This is a genomic window from Wolbachia endosymbiont (group A) of Opomyza germinationis (assembly GCF_964264765.1).
Taxonomy (GTDB): domain Bacteria; phylum Pseudomonadota; class Alphaproteobacteria; order Rickettsiales; family Anaplasmataceae; genus Wolbachia; species Wolbachia pipientis.
On record NZ_OZ183482.1, the window covers coordinates 769,007 to 787,483 of the forward strand.

The following is an 18,477-nucleotide window of genomic DNA, read 5'->3' on the forward strand; positions in this document are numbered from 1 at the left end:
AAGTCTGGATTCCAATTTGCATGACAATATGGAGTATCTGCTTCTTTCATCCCAGTGGGATCTTTTATTCCATTTTATCAACAGTTTGTTTTGCAGTATCAAACAATTTTAATCCTATAATCCCGAATGTAACTAAAATAAAGCATATTACTTCGAATAAATTAACTGGTTCATCAAATAGGTAAACTCCAAGTATCGAAGCTCCTATAGCGCCCACTCCAGTCCAAATTGCATAGCATACTCCGATAGGTATAGAACGTGTAGCGAGCGAAAGTAAATATGTACTAAGAGCCATGGAGAGTATGCTAATTATTGATGGTACGAGATGAGTAAATCCATAACTATGCTTAAGTGTTATGACCCAGAACACTTCAATTAGTGACGATAAGAGTAAATATATCCAATTCATGCATAAATTTTTAGGTTTAAATAGAGAGCTTTAGCCCTATGCTTCCTATTACAATTAAAACGATACATAAAACTTGAGATAAATTAATATTCTCTGTGAAAGTGGTTGCACCAATTATAGTTATTCCAATTGTGCATATTCCAGAGGAAACTGCATAGCATACCCTAATAGGTAGAAAGCATGCTGCAAGAGATAAAAAGTAAATGCTAATGATCATAATTACCAATGTTGCAATCGAAGGCACAACTTTAGTAAAACTGTTACTAAACTTTAGCGTTACAGCCCACAGTATCTCTAGGATACTAGACAGCAACAAATACAACCAGCACATTTTCGTAACATTTCAATCTTGTATTGTAACAGAAATTGTTAGTTAAAACTACACTAAAGTGCAATAGATCTCTCTTTCGGAATTGCTTTAATATCAAACTTAAAACAACATCCTAAAAAACTTTTCTACGAAATTCAATTCCTGCACGTCATTTGCTGCATAAAGTGGTGTAGTTTGTTGCTCAATACCTGGTATTTCTACAAAAACTTTGCCCACTTCTTGACCTTTTTTAATGGGTGCAGGTATCATATCTTTATATTCAATACGCACCTTAATTTGGTCATGCAATTTGCGGTTGTAAGTTATGGTAACATCGTTTGCAACTGTAATAGGCACTTTTCTATCTTTTCCATAGAGAACATTTACTTCCTCAACTACGCTGTCTTTAACGAATATTTTCTTAGTGTTAAAATGATTTAAGGAGTATTGTATCAATCTTTTTGCTTCTTCTATTCGCTCTTTCTCAGTGTTTAAACCATTTACGACAGCAAAAATTCTCCTATCATTTCGTTTTGCAGATGCTACAATGCCGTAACCACCAGCATTTGTATAACCGGTTTTTAAGCCATCAACCCCAATATCGTGAAAAAGTAGAAGATTTTTATTCTTTTGTACAATTTCATTATATGTCAAATATTGTTCGGAAAATAAATCATAATATTCAGGAAAATCGGTGAAAATCCTTTTTGCCAGCATTACCAAGTCTTTTGCGTTCATAAAATGATCTTCATCTGGCCACCCGCTTGAGTTGACAAAATGACTGTCATTCAGATTCAAATTTTGTGCAACTTCATTCATTTCAGCCACAAAATTCTCTTCTGATCCTGCAATGCCCTCGGCTAGTGTTATGCAGGCATCATTGCCTGAGACTATTGTAATTCCTTCAAGTAATTCCCTCACCGTAACGGATTGACCTTCTTTCAAAAACATAGAAGAGCCTCTCCTTTCCCACGCTTTTCTACTTACTCGAAATTTATCCTCCATGTGTATTATTCCAGCTTTTAGATAATCGAAGGCTATATATAAAGTCATTAGCTTGCTCATTGAAGATGGGGCCATTTTTTCATCAGAATTATGGTCAAAAATGAATGAGTCTGAAGCTAAATCTAAGACTACTGCTTGCTTTGCTTTGGTTCTAAACTGGTATGAGTATGAAGAAAAAGGAAGTATAAAAACTAATAGCAAAATTACCAATCTGCTTAACATATCTATAATTTTAAATTTATAGTGTACTAATTAATAGTATAATTTTACAGGGGCATTTCAATAGATCTCTTGCATAAAAATTCCTTGACAAACCTCGCCAGCCCCCTTATCATGAAACTGAAGCTATTTATTTATCTTCTCTGTACAGATTAAATGACAAAAAAACTCACGTATCTGGCGTCTCATGTTTAATTTTTTGCACTATGTGCACCTTATGTCTTTATAAAATTTCTAGGTTTTTACCTAATATAAGCTAAAATGCGCTTATAAAGCATTTAAAACATAAAAAAACGCCAACTTAAAAAATGGATAGTGAATAACTAGCTACCCTAGGGTTTCTTTTGCCTTTTTTTCTGTTTAGTAAATTTCTTAAACATTTATGACTAAAGGTTAGTTGCATTAAAAAGCAGCTAAATCGCGGTTATTAAGCGTTTAGAATAAAAAAACGCCATACTTGAAAGTATAATGTAAGTAATTAGCCAACCACGGGGCTTCTTTTGCCTTTTTTTTCGTTTGGTAAATTTCTTAAATATTTATAGCTAAACGACAACCGTCATCCCGCTACGTGTTAGCGGGATCTCTTGTTAGCGGCTGAGATACCGCGAATGAATCGCGGTATGACGGTTCGTGACGGTATGACGGTTCGCGGTGACATGACGATAACCTCGTCATCCCGCTACGTGTTAGCGGGATCTATGTTAAGGTATGGCGGTTAAATAAGGGATCTATGTTAAGAGATACCGCGAATGAATCGCGGTATGACGGTTCGTGACGGTATGACGGTTCGCGGTGACATGACGATAACCTCGTCATCCCGCTACGTGTTAGCGGGATCTATGTTAAGGTATGGCGGTTAAATAAGGGATCTATGTTAAGAGATACCGTGAATGAATCGCGGTATGACGGTTCGTGACGGTATGACGGTTCGCGGTGACATGACGATAACCTCGTCATCCCGCTACGTGTTAGCGGGATCTATGTTAAGGTATGGCGGTTAAATAAGGGATCTATGTTAAGAGATACCGCGAATGAATCGCGGTATGACGGTTCGTGACGGTATGACGGTTCGCGGTGACATGACGATAACCTCGTCATCCCGCTACGTGTTAGCGGGATCTATGTTAAGGTATGGCGGTTAAATAAGGGATCTATGTTAAGAGATACCGCGAATGAATCGCGGTATGACGGTTCGTGGCGGTATGACGGTTCGCGGTGACATGACGATAACCTCGTCATCCCGCTACGTGTTAGCGGGATCTATGTTAAGGTATGGCGGTTAAATAAGGGATCTATGTTAAGAGATACCGCGAATGAATCGCGGTATGACGGTTCGTGGCGGTATGACGGTTCGCGGTGACATGACGATAACCTCGTCATCCCGCTACGTGTTAGCGGGATCTATGTTAAGGTATGGCGGTTAAATAAGGGATCTATGTTAAGAGATACCGCGAATGAATCGCGGTATGACGGTTCGTGGCGATATGACGGTTCGCGGTGACATGACGATAACCTCGTCATCCCGCTACGTGTTAGCGGGATCTATGTTAAGGTATGGCGGTTAAATAAGGGATCTATGTTAAGAGATACCGCGAATGAATCGCGGTATGACGGTTCGCGGCGGGATTCCAGTGTCTGGGCACTGGGATGACAGGAAAAGGGGCTACTTGGATTACAGCAGATCACCTCTTCACAAAGATTTTATCAGTAATACGCATATCAATAATACTCCAATCGCTGAAAGTAAAATCAGTTGTATTGTGTAAGTGGTTTAAATAGTCCCATGCACTATAAGGGTTATCTTCAGGCAGTTTTACTGTGGAATCGTTATCAAGTATGATATTCCATCTTCTATTCCCTATATAAGCAAAAGAAGAAATGTGGTCACTTAATTGAGTTTTACTCTCTAACACATCTTTAACAAATTCTAGGTTTGATAATGAGTTTTGTCCTGTAATTACAACAAGATCATCTACTAGATAGTCATCTACGATCACTTTACCTTCAAAATCAATTACCGAGGTTTTGTTATTATCTTTCCAGAGAGCAAACGGTTTATGCTCATCTATATTAATGTGTAGAGTATTGGGCAAAATTCTGTGAACTCTTACGTGTTTTATCCATCTGCTTACGGATTGTATGTTACCGGCAAGTTTTGAAAGTGATATATACAGGATAGGTTGCGTTCTATCTGTCAAACTTAGAATATCCTTTTTGTTTGTAAATTTATTGCCGCTCACGACTACTTCGTCGATTGAAAATCCACTACTGAGTAATAAACTAGATAGGCAGTCATTGTACCAAGTAAAGTAGTAATTAAATCGATTTATTATTTTATCAAGTGAGCTGTAAAGTATTAGCGTAAGAAAAAGTGCTGTGATAACAACCAAGGCACACTTACGCAAAAAACTCCTTTGGCTTCTAGTAATACTGCTCAACATGACTTAAATCCCTAATATTTTTGTGCTGCAAACTATCTTCAATAATAATTTTAACTAATTCATTAAAATTGATTCCTTTTGCCAATTTTGCAATTTCTGGCACTAACGATAACTCAGTAAAGCCAGGATGTGTATTAATCTCAAGCATTTTTAAAGTGTTATTTTTGGGATTATAACGGAAATCTGAGCGGGAAATAGTTTTGCATCCTAAAAATTGATGTATTTTCAGTGCGTGTTCCAAGGTCATTTTATATATATTGTCAGGAATTTTAGCAGGAAATATATGTTCTGCAAATCCATCTGTATACTTTGCTTCATAATCATAGAATTTATTTTTTGGTCGTACTTCTATAGTGCCAATTGCTTCATCCAGCAATACAGCAGTATGTAACTCTATGCCCGGTATGTATTCTTCTACGATCATCTTTTCCATTATAGTAGAACTATTATTTTTCAGTTCTAAGTAATCCTCGTGCGAGAAAATTATGTACACTCCAATACTTGAACCTTCATTAATTGGTTTTAAGACGTACGGATAATCGATTTTAATATTATTTTTTAGTACATCTTCTCGGCTAATTACATAACCTTTTGGAGTGTCGATATTAAGGGATCGAAATATATGCTTTGACATCACTTTATTTATAGCAACGGCAGAAGCCATAACTCCTGAGTGTGTATATTTTATACCTAAGATTTCCAATAAACCTTGAATGCAGCCATCTTCACCATAAGGTCCATGCAGAGCGATAAAAGCAAGGCCCGGATTAATTTTTTTAAGCTTTTCAGCAATATTGCTGTCAACATCTATTTCTATTGCATTATATGAAAGGCTATCGAGCGCCTTCTTCACTGCTTTTCCGCTCATAAGCGATATTTCTCTCTCACAAGAAAATCCACCACTTAAAATTGCTATAGTTGGAATCATAAGCATTCTATGTTTTGCTATATAGCATACATAATGGTTACATTAAGCTTATTAAATACCTACTTTGGCTAACTATAAACTTTCTTCAAGCACTTTTTTTATCCACTTCAAATAGCGTGCTCTGCAACGGTAGTGGCGTGTTTGCTGCACCTTTATACTGTTCACAGATAAGCTTTTCTAAATCCTCAGCAGATTGTTCTTTTGCTTCTTCTTTTTTCACTACTCCACTAGTTACTAAATCAATTAAGGCTGTAGTGTGTATTATCATTCGATTATTTAGCTCAAATATCTTTTTTGTATCAAGTGAAGAGTTTCTAATTAAGGCAGATAGTGCATGCATATATTTGTCTATATCAGAAAGACTTTTGCTTATATCATAGTTGCTAACTAACATATATTCCTTCAAACGCTCAATTTCTTCTGGAGTAAACTTGTAAACTTCATCAAGTTTCCTTATTAAAGATATAGTAAGTATTCTACTTAGAACTCTCAATTCTCTAATAAATTGTACTCCTTCTCCTTCAGGATAAGACATTTCTTCTTTTTTATATTTCTTAAATAATTCTTGATCATAAGACTTTCTGAGATCTGACGTCATTGCCAATGCTAACTCTTTTGAACCTAGCTTAAAAACTTCGTTGAAGCTGCTTGCGTTGGCATCTTGTGCACTGCCTGCAGTAATTCCACAACTCCAAGAAATCTTTTCAAACAAGCTATGATACTCTTTTATCATCTCTTCCAGCAATATTTTAATATCATCTTCGGTTAACTCTACTGTTGATAATAGATCACATGCTTTTTCAAGATTACCGTTCGCTTGAAAAAGTAACCCTTCAATCTTTTTAATGGTTTCTCTTTTATTTATACTCATAACTTACCCCCAAGATTTAATGCTAACAGCTAGTTTTATAATCAAATATTTCAAAAGTCAATAAGCCTTTTTCCTTAATCCTTAAATTAATCGATACTAATTTATCAGCATAACAACTTAGATAACGCAACTATTTTCAGCAACCAAAAACAACAACCCTGAAATACAAAAAGTTTCTTTTCCTTCAGTAGCATTATTCTAAATTTTCATCAAAATAAGCTGTTTTATCCTTTTTTTCCTTATACTCTTCTGCAGTATAGAGGGGTTGCTTTTTAGCTGTGATATTTGGCCACTTTTGTGAGTATTCTACATTTATATCGTAAAATAACTTGAAAGTTTTTTGTTCGCTGCTCAGCAACTCTTCATCTAGTTCTAAAATATCTTTTATGGAATCATCAGTTACAATTGCATCTACTGGACACTCAGGTATGCACACTCCGCAATCAATACATTCATCTGGGTTAATCACGAGCATGTTTTTGCCTTCATAGAAGCAGTCAACGGGACATACTTCCACGCAGTCTGTATATTTACATTTTATGCATTTATCTGTAACAAAATGCGTCATAAAACACTGTATATTTGCATTATCTTGGGTACACTAAATTGATAAGAAATTCAAGCTTTTTATGAAGATAAATAAATTGAACAACAAAGAATTAGAAGTATGGTTAAGCCTGGCTAGAACCATAGGACCAATAAAGTTTTTTAGTATACTAAGAACACACGGATCGCTAGATGAGGTGCTAAAATATCTCAATAGGGTGGCTAATGATAAGGTGTATGGCATTCAAGATGCACGAGAAGAAATCAATAATGCAGAAAGAATTGGAGCTAAAATTATACCCGCATGTGACCCAGATTACCCTGATCTTTTAAGAAATATCCCTAGTTGTCCTCCTGTAATAACTGCGCTTGGTGATATATCATTATTAAGCCGTGAGATAATTGCAATAATCGGTGGGCGTAACTCTTCAATGAATGGAAGAAATTTTGCCAATAAGTTGGCACTTGATTTAAGCGAAGCTGGTTTTATTATCGTTTCTGGACTTGCAAGAGGAATTGATACTGCAGCAAACAGTGTAATATACAAAAATCATCCCACTATTGCTGTTACAGCAAGCGGAATTGATGTGGTGTATCCAAAAGAGAATTTTGATCTATACAAAAAAATCACTGGGAACGGTGGGTTAGTAATTACTGAGCTTCCATTTGCTACTAAACCAAAGCCTCAGTATTTTCCTCAAAGGAATCGAATTATATCTGGCCTATCGCTAGGTGTTGCAGTGATTGAAGCATCGAAACGTTCTGGCTCTCTAATAACAGCAGATTTTGCTTTAAATCAAGGGAGAGAGGTGTTTGCAGTTTCTGGTTTCCCTTTAGATTCACGCTGTAGTGGTAGTAATTATTTAATTAAAAACGGTGCTAAGCTTATCGAATCCGCTGATGACATAATAGAGAGTATTAGGTTTAGTTTACCTCCGCAGCAAAAAAACCTATTTGATGTTGAGCACCATTTTGTTAACCAAAAACAAGAAAAATTACAACAGGCAAAATCTGTTATAGTTGATCATATTAACTCTGTACCTGTTGATATAGATGAACTTATATTAGCAAGCGGACTTTCTACCAACATAGCTCTAATGGCTCTTTTAGAACTAGAGTTGGAAAACAAAATAGAGCGTTCACCGGGGAATAAAATATCGTTAATTTTCTAGATTACTTTAGCTATACTAGATGCTCGTACAGACATATGCTTGACACTGAAATGATGCCATTTGTTATAGGATTCTTAGTTGCTGATTTTAGAATTGATAAGAGAAAACTTTTTTTCAACTTGTTGTATAATTTTATAAAAGTGATCGAAATCTAAGCTTGCACTGCCAATTAAAACTCCTGATAAATTTGAGATACTGAGCAAATTTTCTATATTTTCTGAACTGACTGAACCACCATATATAATGTGTTTTTTACTAGTACACAATTTTATTACCTCTATCACCTTAGCAATTGCATCATTATTTGGCACATGACCTGTGCCTATTGCCCATATTGGCTCATATGCTACGGTATATTCACCGTGTGTTGGCAAACGGTTTTTGCATTGATATTCTATTACTTCTTTTGTTTTTTCATTCTTATAATCTTCTGAATTTTCACCCACACAGATAATTGGGTGTAAGCCTGATTCTATTGCTATTTCCGACTTAAGTTTTATTTCACTATCTTTTTCATTAGCCCTTTCAGAATGCCCAAGTATTACGTAAGTACACCCTAGTTCTTTTAACATTTCTGCACTAATTTCACCTGTGTAAGAACCGAACTTTTTATGATGGCAATTCTGTGCTCCTATATTAATATTATTGTTCAACTCTATACTGCTTGGAAATGACGTAAAAGGAGGGCAAATCACTAGCTTAGAGGTAATTTCGTTGCTCTTGTTGTTAAGTTTGCCTATAAAGTCAACAAATGAAGAACGCATTCCATTCATTTTCCAATTTGCTACTATTAAAAAGGACATCAACTTTACTTATATGGGCGAGAGTGCCGGCTGTCGGACTTGAACTGACAACCTACTGATTACAAGTCAGTTGCTCTACCAATTGAGCTAAGCCGGCGTTAAACACATTAATAATATACAATTATCAATGAATTTTCGTCAACTAATTTTTAAAATACTGTATAATGAAAATAATATGAAAAAATTTTTACTGAAGCCAAAAAAGAGTCTAGGGCAAAATTTTATTTTATCGAGTGAGATAACAAAAAAAATCGTCGCTTTAGCTGGTAGTCTGGAAAATTTTAATGTCATTGAAATTGGTCCTGGATATGGTGCATTAACAAGAGAAATATTGGTGCATAATCCAAAGTCTCTACTTTCTATAGAAAAAGATAGAGATTTAGTAAAACACCATGACCAACTGCTAAATGAGCATCAAGGAAAGTATAGAATTATAGAAGCGGATGCACTGCATATTATAGAAGAAGAGCTGATAGAGCGCCCAGTTAAAGTTATTGCTAACTTGCCTTACAATATCTCGGTAGCGTTATTTTTAAAGTGGTTAGATAGTATAAAATTTTTTACGAGTTTGACATTAATGTTTCAAAAAGAGGTAGCAGATCGCATTACAGCAAGACCCAATTCTAAAGATTATGGTCCTCTATCAGTGCTAAGCCAGTTACTATGCGATATAAAAAAGGAATTTGATATTGAACCTAAAGAGTTTTTTCCAAGACCAAAAATACATTCTTCAGTAATTACAGTAAATCCTTTGCCTACCCCAAAGTTTGTAGTAAACTTGGAAACCTTAATAAAATTAATACGTGCTGTTTTTGCTCAAAGAAGAAAGATGCTGAGAAATAGCTTGCAAAATATAACGAACCACGCTGAAACTGTCCTTGAAAACGCTAAATTGAGTGGAAATGAACGTCCAGAAAACTTAACTATTGAGCAGTTCTGTTTGCTGGCAAATAATGTAGAATGCTTATTGTGCAATAAAATGTATTAGCAACTATATAGCTTTTCTATCTCCTAAAAACAGTTAGAGCTATACAATTAAAGGCTCCTAGCTAATTTTGCCTATTGCAATTTAATTAATTGGCGTATAAGCTTTAAATAAAGCCTATGAAAAAAATGGAAGCTTGTTATTCGTTTGACGATATACTTCTTTTGCCAGCCTATTCTAATATATTGCCTTGCGATGCAGATACAAAAACTTATTTAACAAATAGTATAGAACTAAATATCCCTCTCATATCCTCTGCAATGGATACTGTTACTGAATCGGGCTTTGCAATAGCTATTGCCCAACATGGAGGGATAGGTTGCATACATAAGAATTTATCAATAGATGAACAAGTTTTAGAAGTGAGAAGGGTGAAAAAATATGAAAGTTGGATCGTGTATAACCCAATTACGATTTCACCGGATAAAACAGTTGCGGAAGCAATTTCATTAATGAGAGAGCACAATTATTCTGGCATTCCTGTAGTCGATCAACGCAAGTTAGTTGGAATTTTAACTAACCGAGATGTGAGATTTATTGAAGACCAGAACATGAATGTAAAAGTTTCCGAAGTGATGACAAAAGATAAGTTAGTGACAGTGCGGGAGCAGGGAGTGAATAGTGCCTCAGCAATGAAATTGTTGCATGAAAATAGAATAGAAAAGCTTTTGGTCGTAGATGAAAATTCTTGTTGTATAGGTTTAATTACGGTTAAAGACATTGAAAAATACAATAGATACCCAAATTCATGTAAAGACAGTAAAGGGCGTCTCAGAGTTGCCGCTGCAATTGGCACTGGTAAAAAAGATGGTATAGACAGATGTGAAGCTTTGATCGGAGAAGAAGTTGATGTAGTTGTTGTGGATACTGCTCACGGTCATTCCGAAAACGTTATCAATACCATTAGGGAAATAAAAAAGATGTATCCTAATACGCAATTAATTGGCGGAAACATTGCAACAAAGGAGGCTGCTGAAGCGTTGATTGATGCGGGTGTTGATGCAGTGAAGGTTGGAATAGGACCAGGATCAATCTGTACAACCAGAATAGTTACAGGTGTTGGTGTGCCACAATTCTCTGCAATCAAGAATGTTGCAGAGGCGTGTAGAGCAAGAAACGTCAGACTAATTGCTGATGGTGGGGTAAAATACTCAGGAGATGTTGCAAAAGCTATTGCAGCTGGTGCTGACTCTGTGATGATTGGTTCGATTTTTGCTGGCACTGACGAAAGCCCAGGTGAGATTATTATGTATAAGGGCAGAGCATATAAAGGCTATCGAGGAATGGGATCTATTAGTGCAATGAAACGAGGTTCAGCTAGCCGTTATTTTCAAGATAAAGATTCAAAACTCAAATTAGTTCCACAAGGAGTGGAAGGAAGAGTTCCATTCAAAGGTCCAGCTTCAGGAGTAATCCATCAATTGATTGGCGGATTGCAAGCTGCAATGGGGTATACTGGTAATAGGAATATAGAAGAGATGAAAAAAAATTGTAAATTTGTTACTATTACTGCATCAGGATTAAGAGAGAGTCACGCTCATGATATAGTCATTACACAAGAAGCTCCAAATTATGCTTATCAAACGTCCAATTTGTCAACCGATTCGGAGTAGTCCAGAAAAAGTAGAGAGAAAGTTAAAACGTTTTTGGAGTAAAATAAAACGTTTTTTCAAAATATGACAAATAGAAGAGAATATACAGCAGAATTCAAATTAGAAGCTGTTAAGCTGGTTAAAGAAACAGGTCAAGCAAGTACAAAAATAGCAAAAGATCTAGGTATAGATGGCAGTATGTTAAGTAAGAAAATATAATGGAAAAATGTCTGGAGCATACGCATTTCCAGGCAAAGGCTCCTTATGACAAAGAAAGATTTGATCTAAAAAAAGAGCTAATAAGAGAAAGAGACATCTTAAAAAAAGCCCTGGGCAAAGAAAAAGAGTAAAGTATTCTTTTATATAGAAATTGCTATAAAACACAGGAACTATGTAGGGTTTTGTACTGGTGGTATGGGTTGCTAAGGAAAAAAGCAGTAAAGAATTAGCAAAAGAAGGGCTTCTAGCAGATATTCAAAAAATACATCAAGCTTCTAAATGCAGATATGGAGCCCCTAAAATTCACGCTGAATTAAAAGCTTTAGGCAAAAATTAAAACAGTACAAAGTGTTATGCAAGAAAATGGCATTAAAGCCAAGTTTAGACGAAGGTTCAAAAATAAAAAACAGCAAATAAGCAACCGAGTTGTGGCTCCGAACACATTGGATCAAAATTTTACTACTGATCAGCCAAATAAAGTTTGGGATTACCTACATAAAAACTAAAGAAGGTTGTTGGCGGCAATAATTGACCTATATTCACGCATGGTGGTTAATGAGTAACATGATAATTAGTTATAGATTCTTTATTGATGGCCGTTGATAAACGCAAACCCGATAAAAATCTGCTGTTACATAGCGATCAAGGGTCACAGTATACCTCTCAAAATTACCAATTTCTATTGAATACAAAAAACATCATTTCCAGCATGAGCCATAAGGGCTGTTGTTACGATAACTCTGTTGCAGAAAAGTTCACTTAAAAGGGAGCTGCTTATTGATACTTCTCGCTCAACAAACCAGAACTGCCATATTTGAATACATAGAAATCTTTTATAACAAATAACGTAGACATTCTACTATTAACTATTGCATTCCTGCACAATTTATTCTCATGATAAAAACGTCTTAACTTTCTCTCTACTTTTTCTGGGTAAGGTCAAATAGAGAATTTTACAAAAATCTATTTTTAACTTACAATCAATTATTACAATTTTAAACCTACAACTTATGTATAACAGACTTATAGTCAAATCTTTTTCAGTATTATGCATCTGTTTATTTGCTTTATACATAACACTGCCAAATTTCTTTGATAATAAGCTTTTTATTTCGAAAAAAAGAATAAACTTAGGCCTTGACCTGAAAGGAGGGGCATCTTTGCTTTTAAACATAGACTTAGACTTCTATTTTAAGGAAAAGCTAAGCATGCTAGCTAACGAAATAAAAGAGACATTGCTAACAAAAAATATTGAATCTAACGTACAAAATAGCGTTATAACTTTAAATAGTATTGATGATTATAAAAAAGCATCTGTGTTGATTAATGCGATAAATCCAAATTTAGAGCTAAATAGAAAAGATTCTTCGATTCTCATTTCGTATAAACCACATTATAAAAATTCTTTGATCAGTGAAGTAGCTGCAGAATCAATAAACAATGTCCAGCGCCGTTTGGACAAACTTGGCACAAAGGAAGTCAGCGTTCAAAAACAAGGGCAGAATAAAATATTAGTGCAGGTGCCTGGAGTAGAAGATACCAAGCAGATAAAATCTCTGCTTGGCAAAACTGCTAAGCTAGCTTTTCATTTGGCAAACACTAACATAGCCAAGGTGCAGGATATAGACCATGAAACCACTGTCATGCTCAAGGATTCTTTAGGTAATTCTTATCCAATATTCCGCAAAACTGAAATAGGTGGTGATTCGCTGGTTAACGCATCAGTTAGATTCGGCAATTTAGGTAAACCGACAGTGCATTTTAAATTTGACAGTATAGCGAGTAAAAGATTCGCGAAAATCACTAAAGAAAATGTAGGAAAGCCTTTTGCAATTGTTCTGGATAACACAGTTTTAACAGTACCTACAATACGTGAGCCAATTTTAAATGGAGAGGGAGAAATTAGCGGTAATTTCACTGAAAAACAAGCAAGCGAACTTGCAATACTTTTAAAATCTGGAGCACTGCCAGCACCACTTAAAATAATTGAAGAAAAAAACATTGGCCCAAGTCTTGGAGAAGAATCAATAAAGGCAGGGGAAATGGCAGCAACAATCTCTATTATAGCCGTGGCTTTATTTATAATCATCACTTACGGCAAATTAGGTGTATTGGCCTCTGTTGCACTTTTTTCTAATGTAGTTCTTATATTATCAATTCTCACTCTGCTTGAAGCAACTCTAACTTTACCTGGAATTGCCGGTATTGCACTTACTGTTGGTATGGCGGTGGATGCAAATGTTTTAATATTTGAGCGAATTCGTGAGGAAATCAAATCTGGCAAGAGAGTGGAACGTGCTATTGAAGAAGGGTTTAAAAACGCTATAAAGACAATACTGGATTCAAATATCACTACATTAATTGCTGCAGGAATAATGTTCATTATTGGCAGTGGAGCAATAAGAGGCTTTTCTGTCACTCTATCAATAGGAATTTTATGTTCGATGTTTTCTGCAATCACAGTCACAAAACTCCTGATAGAGTTGTGTATGAACCCGAAGGAACTAGCGCTTTGAATTAAGGATTTAGATCTCAGTCAACCACCTTCATTCCCACAACGTTATATCCTGAATCAACGTGCAAAATTTCTCCAGTAGTGCCACTACTTAAGTCGCTTAATAAGTATAACGCTGCCTTGCCAACATCCTCTATTGTAACATTGCGTCTGAGCGGAGAGTTATTTCTATTCCATTCTGATATGGAGTGAAAATCGCTTATTCCAGAAGATGCTAAAGTTCTGATTGGACCAGCGGAAATTGCATTTACTCTGATATTTTGTGGCCCGAGATCACATGCTATATATTTTACACTTGCTTCAAGTGCCGCTTTACATAAACCCATAACGTTATAATTTGGCATAACTTTTTCAGCGCCATAATAAGATAAAGTAAGTAAACTACCACCATTTGACATCATTTTTTCAGCCCTTTGCGCTAAAGCAGTAAAAGAATAGCACGATATATGCATTGCATTGAGGAAGTTATCCAGTGAAGTATTGACATATTTACCATCTAACTCATTTTTATCGGAGAATGCTATTGCATGCACCAAAAAGTCAAGAGTACCCCATTTTTTCTCTATTATTTCGAAAGCGTTATCTATGATTTTTTCATTTGAAACGTCGCAGTGTAATATTAGCTCCACATTTAGTTCATCTGCTATTGGTGATAGTTTTTCTTTTATTATTTCATTCTGGTAGGTGATTGCAAGTTCTGCTCCGTGCTCTGAGAGAGTTTTTGCTATACCGTATGCTATTGATCTCTTATTTATTATTCCGGTTATTAATCCCTTTTTGCCTTGTAATAGACTTGTCGTCATAGAACTATCTGTTTTTTTATAATTTGGAATATTAACTAGGTAAAGTCAAGATATCACTATGTTTTAAAATATTTTTTGCAGTAACTTGAAGTCTATAAACAGTAATCTTGATTCTTCTACAACAAAGCCATTCCATATGACATTCTGCCTATACCCAATTAAGCATATTAATAAGTAAGTAAATCTTAATATAATCTTATTATACTTATAAATACGCTGTATAGAATGAAAGTATGGATGATTTCATAACTGCAAGAAGAAAAGATGATGCTGTGGTATCTGTTTGTCAGGATAATAAGAAAAAAAACGTGTTAATTTTAGGGCTCAATCAAGTTGCAAGGGATTTGTTAAAATATGAAGAGAAGAATTTGCTTAATAAGCCATTAATTAATATCTTAAGCACAAGAGCAGCTGACAACGTGAAGAATTATTTAGAGTATACCGAAAATGGACACGATTTACTTGATATACTACCTAAAGTGATAGATTTTTCCTTAATTGATGCTAAGGGAGAAGATATCAGGACAAAAGTAAAAGTTTTCCGCACTGCACAATTTGCCAGTAATAAAATAAATTATGAGCTATTAATACGTGATATCAGTTTGTCCCATAAACTAGGAATCTTTAGAGATAAATATCTAATGGGTAAAAAATATAAAAACCATGACTTATTCGATATACCGGGCAATGAGTCCACTATTCTAGAGTTATACGTTATATTAAATTTTGCCTTTCAACATCAAATTAATGCAGCTATAGGAGTGATTGGCTTAAATAGTAGCTGTAGTGAGACAAATAATGCACTGAAAGTTATCATAGAACATTTTTATAAAAATTGCCGTAGTGATGATTTTCTAGGGTATATTGATGAGAATAAAGTGCTTTTTGTTTTGATTAACTGCGATGTAAAAAGTATATCTAAAATAATTAATCGTATACATTCTGCCATTAATAAGCAGTTATTAAAGCGAAAATTACCAAGTGTATCAATAATTTATGGGAATATAGCTCAAAAACAGGCAGCAAAATCTACCAGCGGTGCCTTCTGAAAAGTTGTTTTTTATTTATATTGAGTTTAAACTTAAATTTTTATAAAGATTTAAGTTTATTTATGAAGTTAAAGTACTACCTGGTAGCACTGCTTTCATCATTGTTTTTGCAGAATAGTGCTAGCTCTAAAACAATTTTGGATAAGGAAATATTTTATGCAGAACTAGACGGAAAAATAGATTTGAGATTCGGCTACGCCTTCAACAGAGATTCTTTCAATGCTAAGCCTAAGGATAAAACTTCAAGTTATTCATACTTGCGCTTTCTTTATTTACAGCAAGTTTATCCAAATACTCAAATGGGGGTTAATGTTAAGGCAGGGGTTTCTGGTATTGCAAACCTAAAAGCGTTAGACATAGAAAAGTTAGACATGGAGGAATGGTATTTTATCATAAAAAACCAGGAACTTGGATCAATTGAATATGGTAAAAGAAGTTTAGTTGGTCAGAGCATGTTAATTAACACTTCAAAAATTTATGCAGCTGCTGGAGGAGTAAATGGTCATTGGACAAACTATGCAAATTTGCGCGGTGATCATAAAAAAGATGGTGACCCTGGATATAATCAAGACAAGGTGTTCTGGGTCAAGCCCAATATTTATAGCGATTATAATGAACTCGAACTAGGGTTAAAACAATCATCAATTAACTACATCTCCCCTGAAATCTATAACTTTCAACTCGGATTCAGTTATGTTCCAGGAAAAAATAACTTACAGTACAGCAATTTAATTGCTGCTGGCCTTTCCTATAAAAACAGCTTGTCAAATGATATAGGTTTTACTACTGCTTTGACTGGTGAATTTGCAAGAGAAAATTTAACTGGTTGCTCAGATGGAACTTCTAAAAATTATGAATGTCGCAATCAATTACTGCACTGGAATTTTGGTTTGAAGCTAAAATTGTTCGATCTTGATTGCATTTTTTCGTATGGTAATGGTGGTGAATCTGGTGAGAGGCGTAATCCTGAAATAAATAATACGTATTATATGAATGCAGGTATCGCTTACCATTCTGATTCTTACAAATCAAGCTTAACATATTTTAGTAGTGGTAGGGATATTGCAGGCGAAGGTACAAACGAGTTAACATCATATGCTTTAAGCCTTGAAAATTCTCTTTTTTTAGGTACTTCATACTATTTCGATATTGTAAAATTTAGTACCAAAGAACCTAAAATAGAAAATAACAACTCTGGTTATGTGCTCTTGGCTGGACTGAAATTAAGTTTTTAATATTGCCTCCTTCCAACACTCTTTTCTGTCATCCAAGGTAACCGTTCACACTTAATTTTTCAATCTCACTCATGGAGAGGCCAGTAAACTGACCTTACCCAGAAAAAGTGGAGAGAAAGAAAAGAGTTTTTTTGGGTAAAATAAAATTTTGGAGGATTAGAAATGGTAAGAGAATATACGGCAGAATTCAAATTGGAAGCTGTTAAGCTGGCAAATGAACAAAGAAAGGTAGGTCAAACAATTACAAAAATAGCAAGAGATTTAGGAATAAAGGGTGGTTTATTAGGAAAATGGATAAAGAAACACAACGAAAAAAAGTCAGCGGCAAATGCATTTCCAGATGTAGCACCTTATGACAAAGAGAGGTTTGATTTACAAAGCAAGAGTAACAAGGGAAAGAGACATTTAAAAAAAAGCCCTGGCCAGTCAAAAAGAGTAAAATATTTTTTTATATAGTAACTGCTATAAAGTACAGGAATTATGTAGGATTTTCTGCTAGTGGCTACTATAAGTGGACCACAAGAAAAATAAGCAGTAGAGAATCAGCAAATAAAGAGCTACTCGCAGCTATTCAAAAAATATATCAAGTTTCTAAATGTAGATATGGAGCTCCTAAAATTCATGCTGAATTGAAGGCTTTGGGTAAAAGTTGCAATTTGAAAACGGTGCAAAGTATTATGCAGAAAAATGACATCAGGGCTATACTGAGAAGAAAGTTTAAAATTAAAAAACAACAAACAGATAATAGAGCTGTAGCTCCCAATATACTAGATCAAAACTTTATTGTTGATCAACCAAATAAAGTATGGGATTACTTACATCAAAACCAAGGAGGGATGGCTATATTTGGCAGCAATAATTCTCACGTATGGTAGTTAATGAGTAGTGCAATAAATAAACAATTGGTTATGAACTCTTTATTAATGGCCATTAATAGGCGTAAACCTGTTAAAAATCTACTGCTGCACAGTGACCAAGGTTCACAATATACTGCGCAAGGGTATCAATATCTCTTAGCTGTAAAGAATATAGATGAGTAATAAAGGCTGTTGTTACGACAATTCTGTTGCAGAAAGCTTCTTTAGCTCATTGAAAAGAGAAATACTTATTGATACTTCACAACACTCTGCTCAACAAACTAGAACTGCAATATTTGAATACATAGAAATTTTTTATAACAAACAACGTCACTATTAACTATTGCATTCCAGAACAATTTGATGCATCATTCTTTTTGTAAAAAACATTCCACACTTTCTCTCCACTTTTTCTGGGTAAGGTCAATTTTCATTGCACCCTATATTGTCCATTCCATTAGCTTTACTACGCTCGTTACCTCACGCAGCATAATGGTCTGTTCTAGGCTGTTGGCTAG

At 35.0% G+C, this 18,477-nt stretch carries 24 protein-coding genes and 1 tRNA gene; 14 read left to right on the plus strand and 11 right to left on the minus strand.

Annotation, left to right across the window (positions count from 1 at the left end; genetic code table 11):
- Positions 1-64: 64 nt before the first annotated feature.
- From ACFEL3_RS03770 to ACFEL3_RS03800, 7 genes are all read right to left on the minus strand, one after another.
- On the minus strand, positions 65-409 hold the full coding sequence (locus tag ACFEL3_RS03770; protein WP_006279756.1) for a DMT family transporter: 345 nt from the start codon (positions 407-409) through the stop codon (positions 65-67).
- Positions 410-425: 16 nt separating this feature from the next.
- Positions 426-740, minus strand: a complete 315-nt coding sequence (locus ACFEL3_RS03775) for a DMT family transporter (protein WP_010082606.1) — start codon at positions 738-740, stop codon at positions 426-428.
- Between the two features lie 99 nt (positions 741-839).
- The gene (locus ACFEL3_RS03780) at positions 840-1,946 is read right to left on the minus strand and encodes a D-alanyl-D-alanine carboxypeptidase family protein (RefSeq protein WP_010082605.1); all 1,107 of its coding nucleotides are present in this window, start codon (positions 1,944-1,946) and stop codon (positions 840-842) included.
- 1,679 nt (positions 1,947-3,625) lie between these two features.
- Positions 3,626-4,384, minus strand: coding sequence for a cell division protein FtsQ/DivIB (locus ACFEL3_RS03785; protein ID WP_010962363.1), 759 nt, complete (start codon positions 4,382-4,384; stop codon positions 3,626-3,628).
- Complete coding sequence (locus ACFEL3_RS03790) at positions 4,365-5,318, minus strand: D-alanine--D-alanine ligase (RefSeq protein WP_010082603.1); 954 nt, start codon at positions 5,316-5,318, stop codon at positions 4,365-4,367. Before ACFEL3_RS03790 ends, ACFEL3_RS03785 begins: the two co-directional genes overlap by 20 nt.
- Positions 5,319-5,397: 79 nt before the next feature.
- Positions 5,398-6,183 carry a hypothetical protein gene (locus ACFEL3_RS03795; protein WP_010082602.1) on the minus strand — a complete coding sequence of 262 codons (786 nt, stop codon included), beginning with the start codon at positions 6,181-6,183 and terminating at the stop codon, positions 5,398-5,400.
- Positions 6,184-6,376: 193 nt separating this feature from the next.
- Positions 6,377-6,751: a ferredoxin family protein gene (locus ACFEL3_RS03800; protein WP_010082601.1), complete on the minus strand. Its 375-nt coding sequence runs from the start codon at positions 6,749-6,751 to the stop codon at positions 6,377-6,379.
- 61 nt (positions 6,752-6,812) lie between these two features.
- Here ACFEL3_RS03800 and dprA point away from each other — a divergent pair, with 61 nt between their 5' ends.
- Entirely contained in the window at positions 6,813-7,901 is a 1,089-nt protein-coding gene (gene dprA, locus ACFEL3_RS03805; RefSeq protein WP_038199450.1) for a DNA-processing protein DprA, read from the plus strand.
- A gap of 74 nt (positions 7,902-7,975) precedes the next feature.
- Here the strand turns inward: dprA and ACFEL3_RS03810 are convergent, their stop codons facing one another.
- Both ACFEL3_RS03810 and ACFEL3_RS03815 read right to left on the minus strand, forming a co-directional pair.
- On the minus strand, positions 7,976-8,704 hold the full coding sequence (locus ACFEL3_RS03810; RefSeq protein WP_015588848.1) for a triosephosphate isomerase: 729 nt from the start codon (positions 8,702-8,704) through the stop codon (positions 7,976-7,978).
- A gap of 24 nt (positions 8,705-8,728) precedes the next feature.
- Positions 8,729-8,801, minus strand: a tRNA-Thr gene (locus ACFEL3_RS03815).
- Between the two features lie 78 nt (positions 8,802-8,879).
- Between ACFEL3_RS03815 and rsmA the strand changes: the two genes are divergently transcribed.
- The 6 genes from rsmA (at position 8,880) to ACFEL3_RS03845 (ending at position 12,263) form a co-directional block, all read left to right on the plus strand.
- Positions 8,880-9,692 (plus strand): 16S rRNA (adenine(1518)-N(6)/adenine(1519)-N(6))-dimethyltransferase RsmA, encoded by an 813-nt coding sequence (rsmA, locus tag ACFEL3_RS03820; RefSeq protein ID WP_038228092.1) that lies wholly within the window; start codon positions 8,880-8,882, stop codon positions 9,690-9,692.
- Positions 9,693-9,808: 116 nt separating this feature from the next.
- Entirely contained in the window at positions 9,809-11,302 is a 1,494-nt protein-coding gene (guaB, locus tag ACFEL3_RS03825; protein ID WP_065095043.1) for an IMP dehydrogenase, read from the plus strand.
- Positions 11,303-11,365: 63 nt separating this feature from the next.
- The gene (locus ACFEL3_RS03830) at positions 11,366-11,500 is read left to right on the plus strand and encodes an IS3 family transposase (protein ID WP_007548354.1); all 135 of its coding nucleotides are present in this window, start codon (positions 11,366-11,368) and stop codon (positions 11,498-11,500) included.
- Positions 11,500-11,631, plus strand: coding sequence for a hypothetical protein (locus tag ACFEL3_RS03835; RefSeq protein ID WP_255322265.1), 132 nt, complete (start codon positions 11,500-11,502; stop codon positions 11,629-11,631). Before ACFEL3_RS03830 ends, ACFEL3_RS03835 begins: the two co-directional genes overlap by 1 nt.
- A 59-nt stretch (positions 11,632-11,690) precedes the next feature.
- Positions 11,691-11,837, plus strand: a complete 147-nt coding sequence (locus ACFEL3_RS03840; protein WP_080717648.1) for an IS3 family transposase — start codon at positions 11,691-11,693, stop codon at positions 11,835-11,837.
- 255 nt (positions 11,838-12,092) lie between these two features.
- A complete protein-coding gene (locus tag ACFEL3_RS03845) occupies positions 12,093-12,263 on the plus strand; it encodes a DDE-type integrase/transposase/recombinase (protein WP_080717647.1) in 171 nt (56 codons plus the stop codon).
- A gap of 129 nt (positions 12,264-12,392) precedes the next feature.
- Here the strand turns inward: ACFEL3_RS03845 and ACFEL3_RS03850 are convergent, their stop codons facing one another.
- Positions 12,393-12,674 carry a hypothetical protein gene (locus tag ACFEL3_RS03850; RefSeq protein WP_039964338.1) on the minus strand — a complete coding sequence of 94 codons (282 nt, stop codon included), beginning with the start codon at positions 12,672-12,674 and terminating at the stop codon, positions 12,393-12,395.
- On the opposite strand from ACFEL3_RS03850, the gene secD reads away from it, so the two are divergent.
- The gene (secD, locus tag ACFEL3_RS03855; RefSeq protein ID WP_244263392.1) at positions 12,661-14,016 is read left to right on the plus strand and encodes a protein translocase subunit SecD; all 1,356 of its coding nucleotides are present in this window, start codon (positions 12,661-12,663) and stop codon (positions 14,014-14,016) included. The two genes, ACFEL3_RS03850 and secD, sit on opposite strands and share 14 nt — an antisense overlap.
- 16 nt (positions 14,017-14,032) lie before the next feature.
- On the opposite strand, the gene ACFEL3_RS03860 is transcribed toward secD, so the two are convergent.
- Positions 14,033-14,818 (minus strand): enoyl-ACP reductase, encoded by a 786-nt coding sequence (locus tag ACFEL3_RS03860; protein WP_006280349.1) that lies wholly within the window; start codon positions 14,816-14,818, stop codon positions 14,033-14,035.
- A 233-nt stretch (positions 14,819-15,051) separates the two neighbouring features.
- On the opposite strand from ACFEL3_RS03860, the gene ACFEL3_RS03865 reads away from it, so the two are divergent.
- The 6 genes from ACFEL3_RS03865 (at position 15,052) to ACFEL3_RS03890 (ending at position 18,299) form a co-directional block, all read left to right on the plus strand.
- Positions 15,052-15,867: a PAS domain-containing protein gene (locus ACFEL3_RS03865; protein ID WP_010962355.1), complete on the plus strand. Its 816-nt coding sequence runs from the start codon at positions 15,052-15,054 to the stop codon at positions 15,865-15,867.
- Between the two features lie 62 nt (positions 15,868-15,929).
- Positions 15,930-17,102, plus strand: coding sequence for a porin (locus tag ACFEL3_RS03870; RefSeq protein ID WP_070356730.1), 1,173 nt, complete (start codon positions 15,930-15,932; stop codon positions 17,100-17,102).
- 162 nt (positions 17,103-17,264) lie between these two features.
- A complete protein-coding gene (locus ACFEL3_RS03875) occupies positions 17,265-17,558 on the plus strand; it encodes a transposase (protein ID WP_264374331.1) in 294 nt (97 codons plus the stop codon).
- A gap of 122 nt (positions 17,559-17,680) precedes the next feature.
- Positions 17,681-17,977 carry an IS3 family transposase gene (locus tag ACFEL3_RS03880; protein WP_094189604.1) on the plus strand — a complete coding sequence of 99 codons (297 nt, stop codon included), beginning with the start codon at positions 17,681-17,683 and terminating at the stop codon, positions 17,975-17,977.
- A gap of 33 nt (positions 17,978-18,010) precedes the next feature.
- Positions 18,011-18,142, plus strand: coding sequence for a transposase family protein (locus ACFEL3_RS03885; protein WP_167347065.1), 132 nt, complete (start codon positions 18,011-18,013; stop codon positions 18,140-18,142).
- Positions 18,135-18,299 carry an IS3 family transposase gene (locus tag ACFEL3_RS03890; RefSeq protein WP_010082072.1) on the plus strand — a complete coding sequence of 55 codons (165 nt, stop codon included), beginning with the start codon at positions 18,135-18,137 and terminating at the stop codon, positions 18,297-18,299. Before ACFEL3_RS03885 ends, ACFEL3_RS03890 begins: the two co-directional genes overlap by 8 nt.
- Positions 18,300-18,477: the final 178 nt, after the last annotated feature.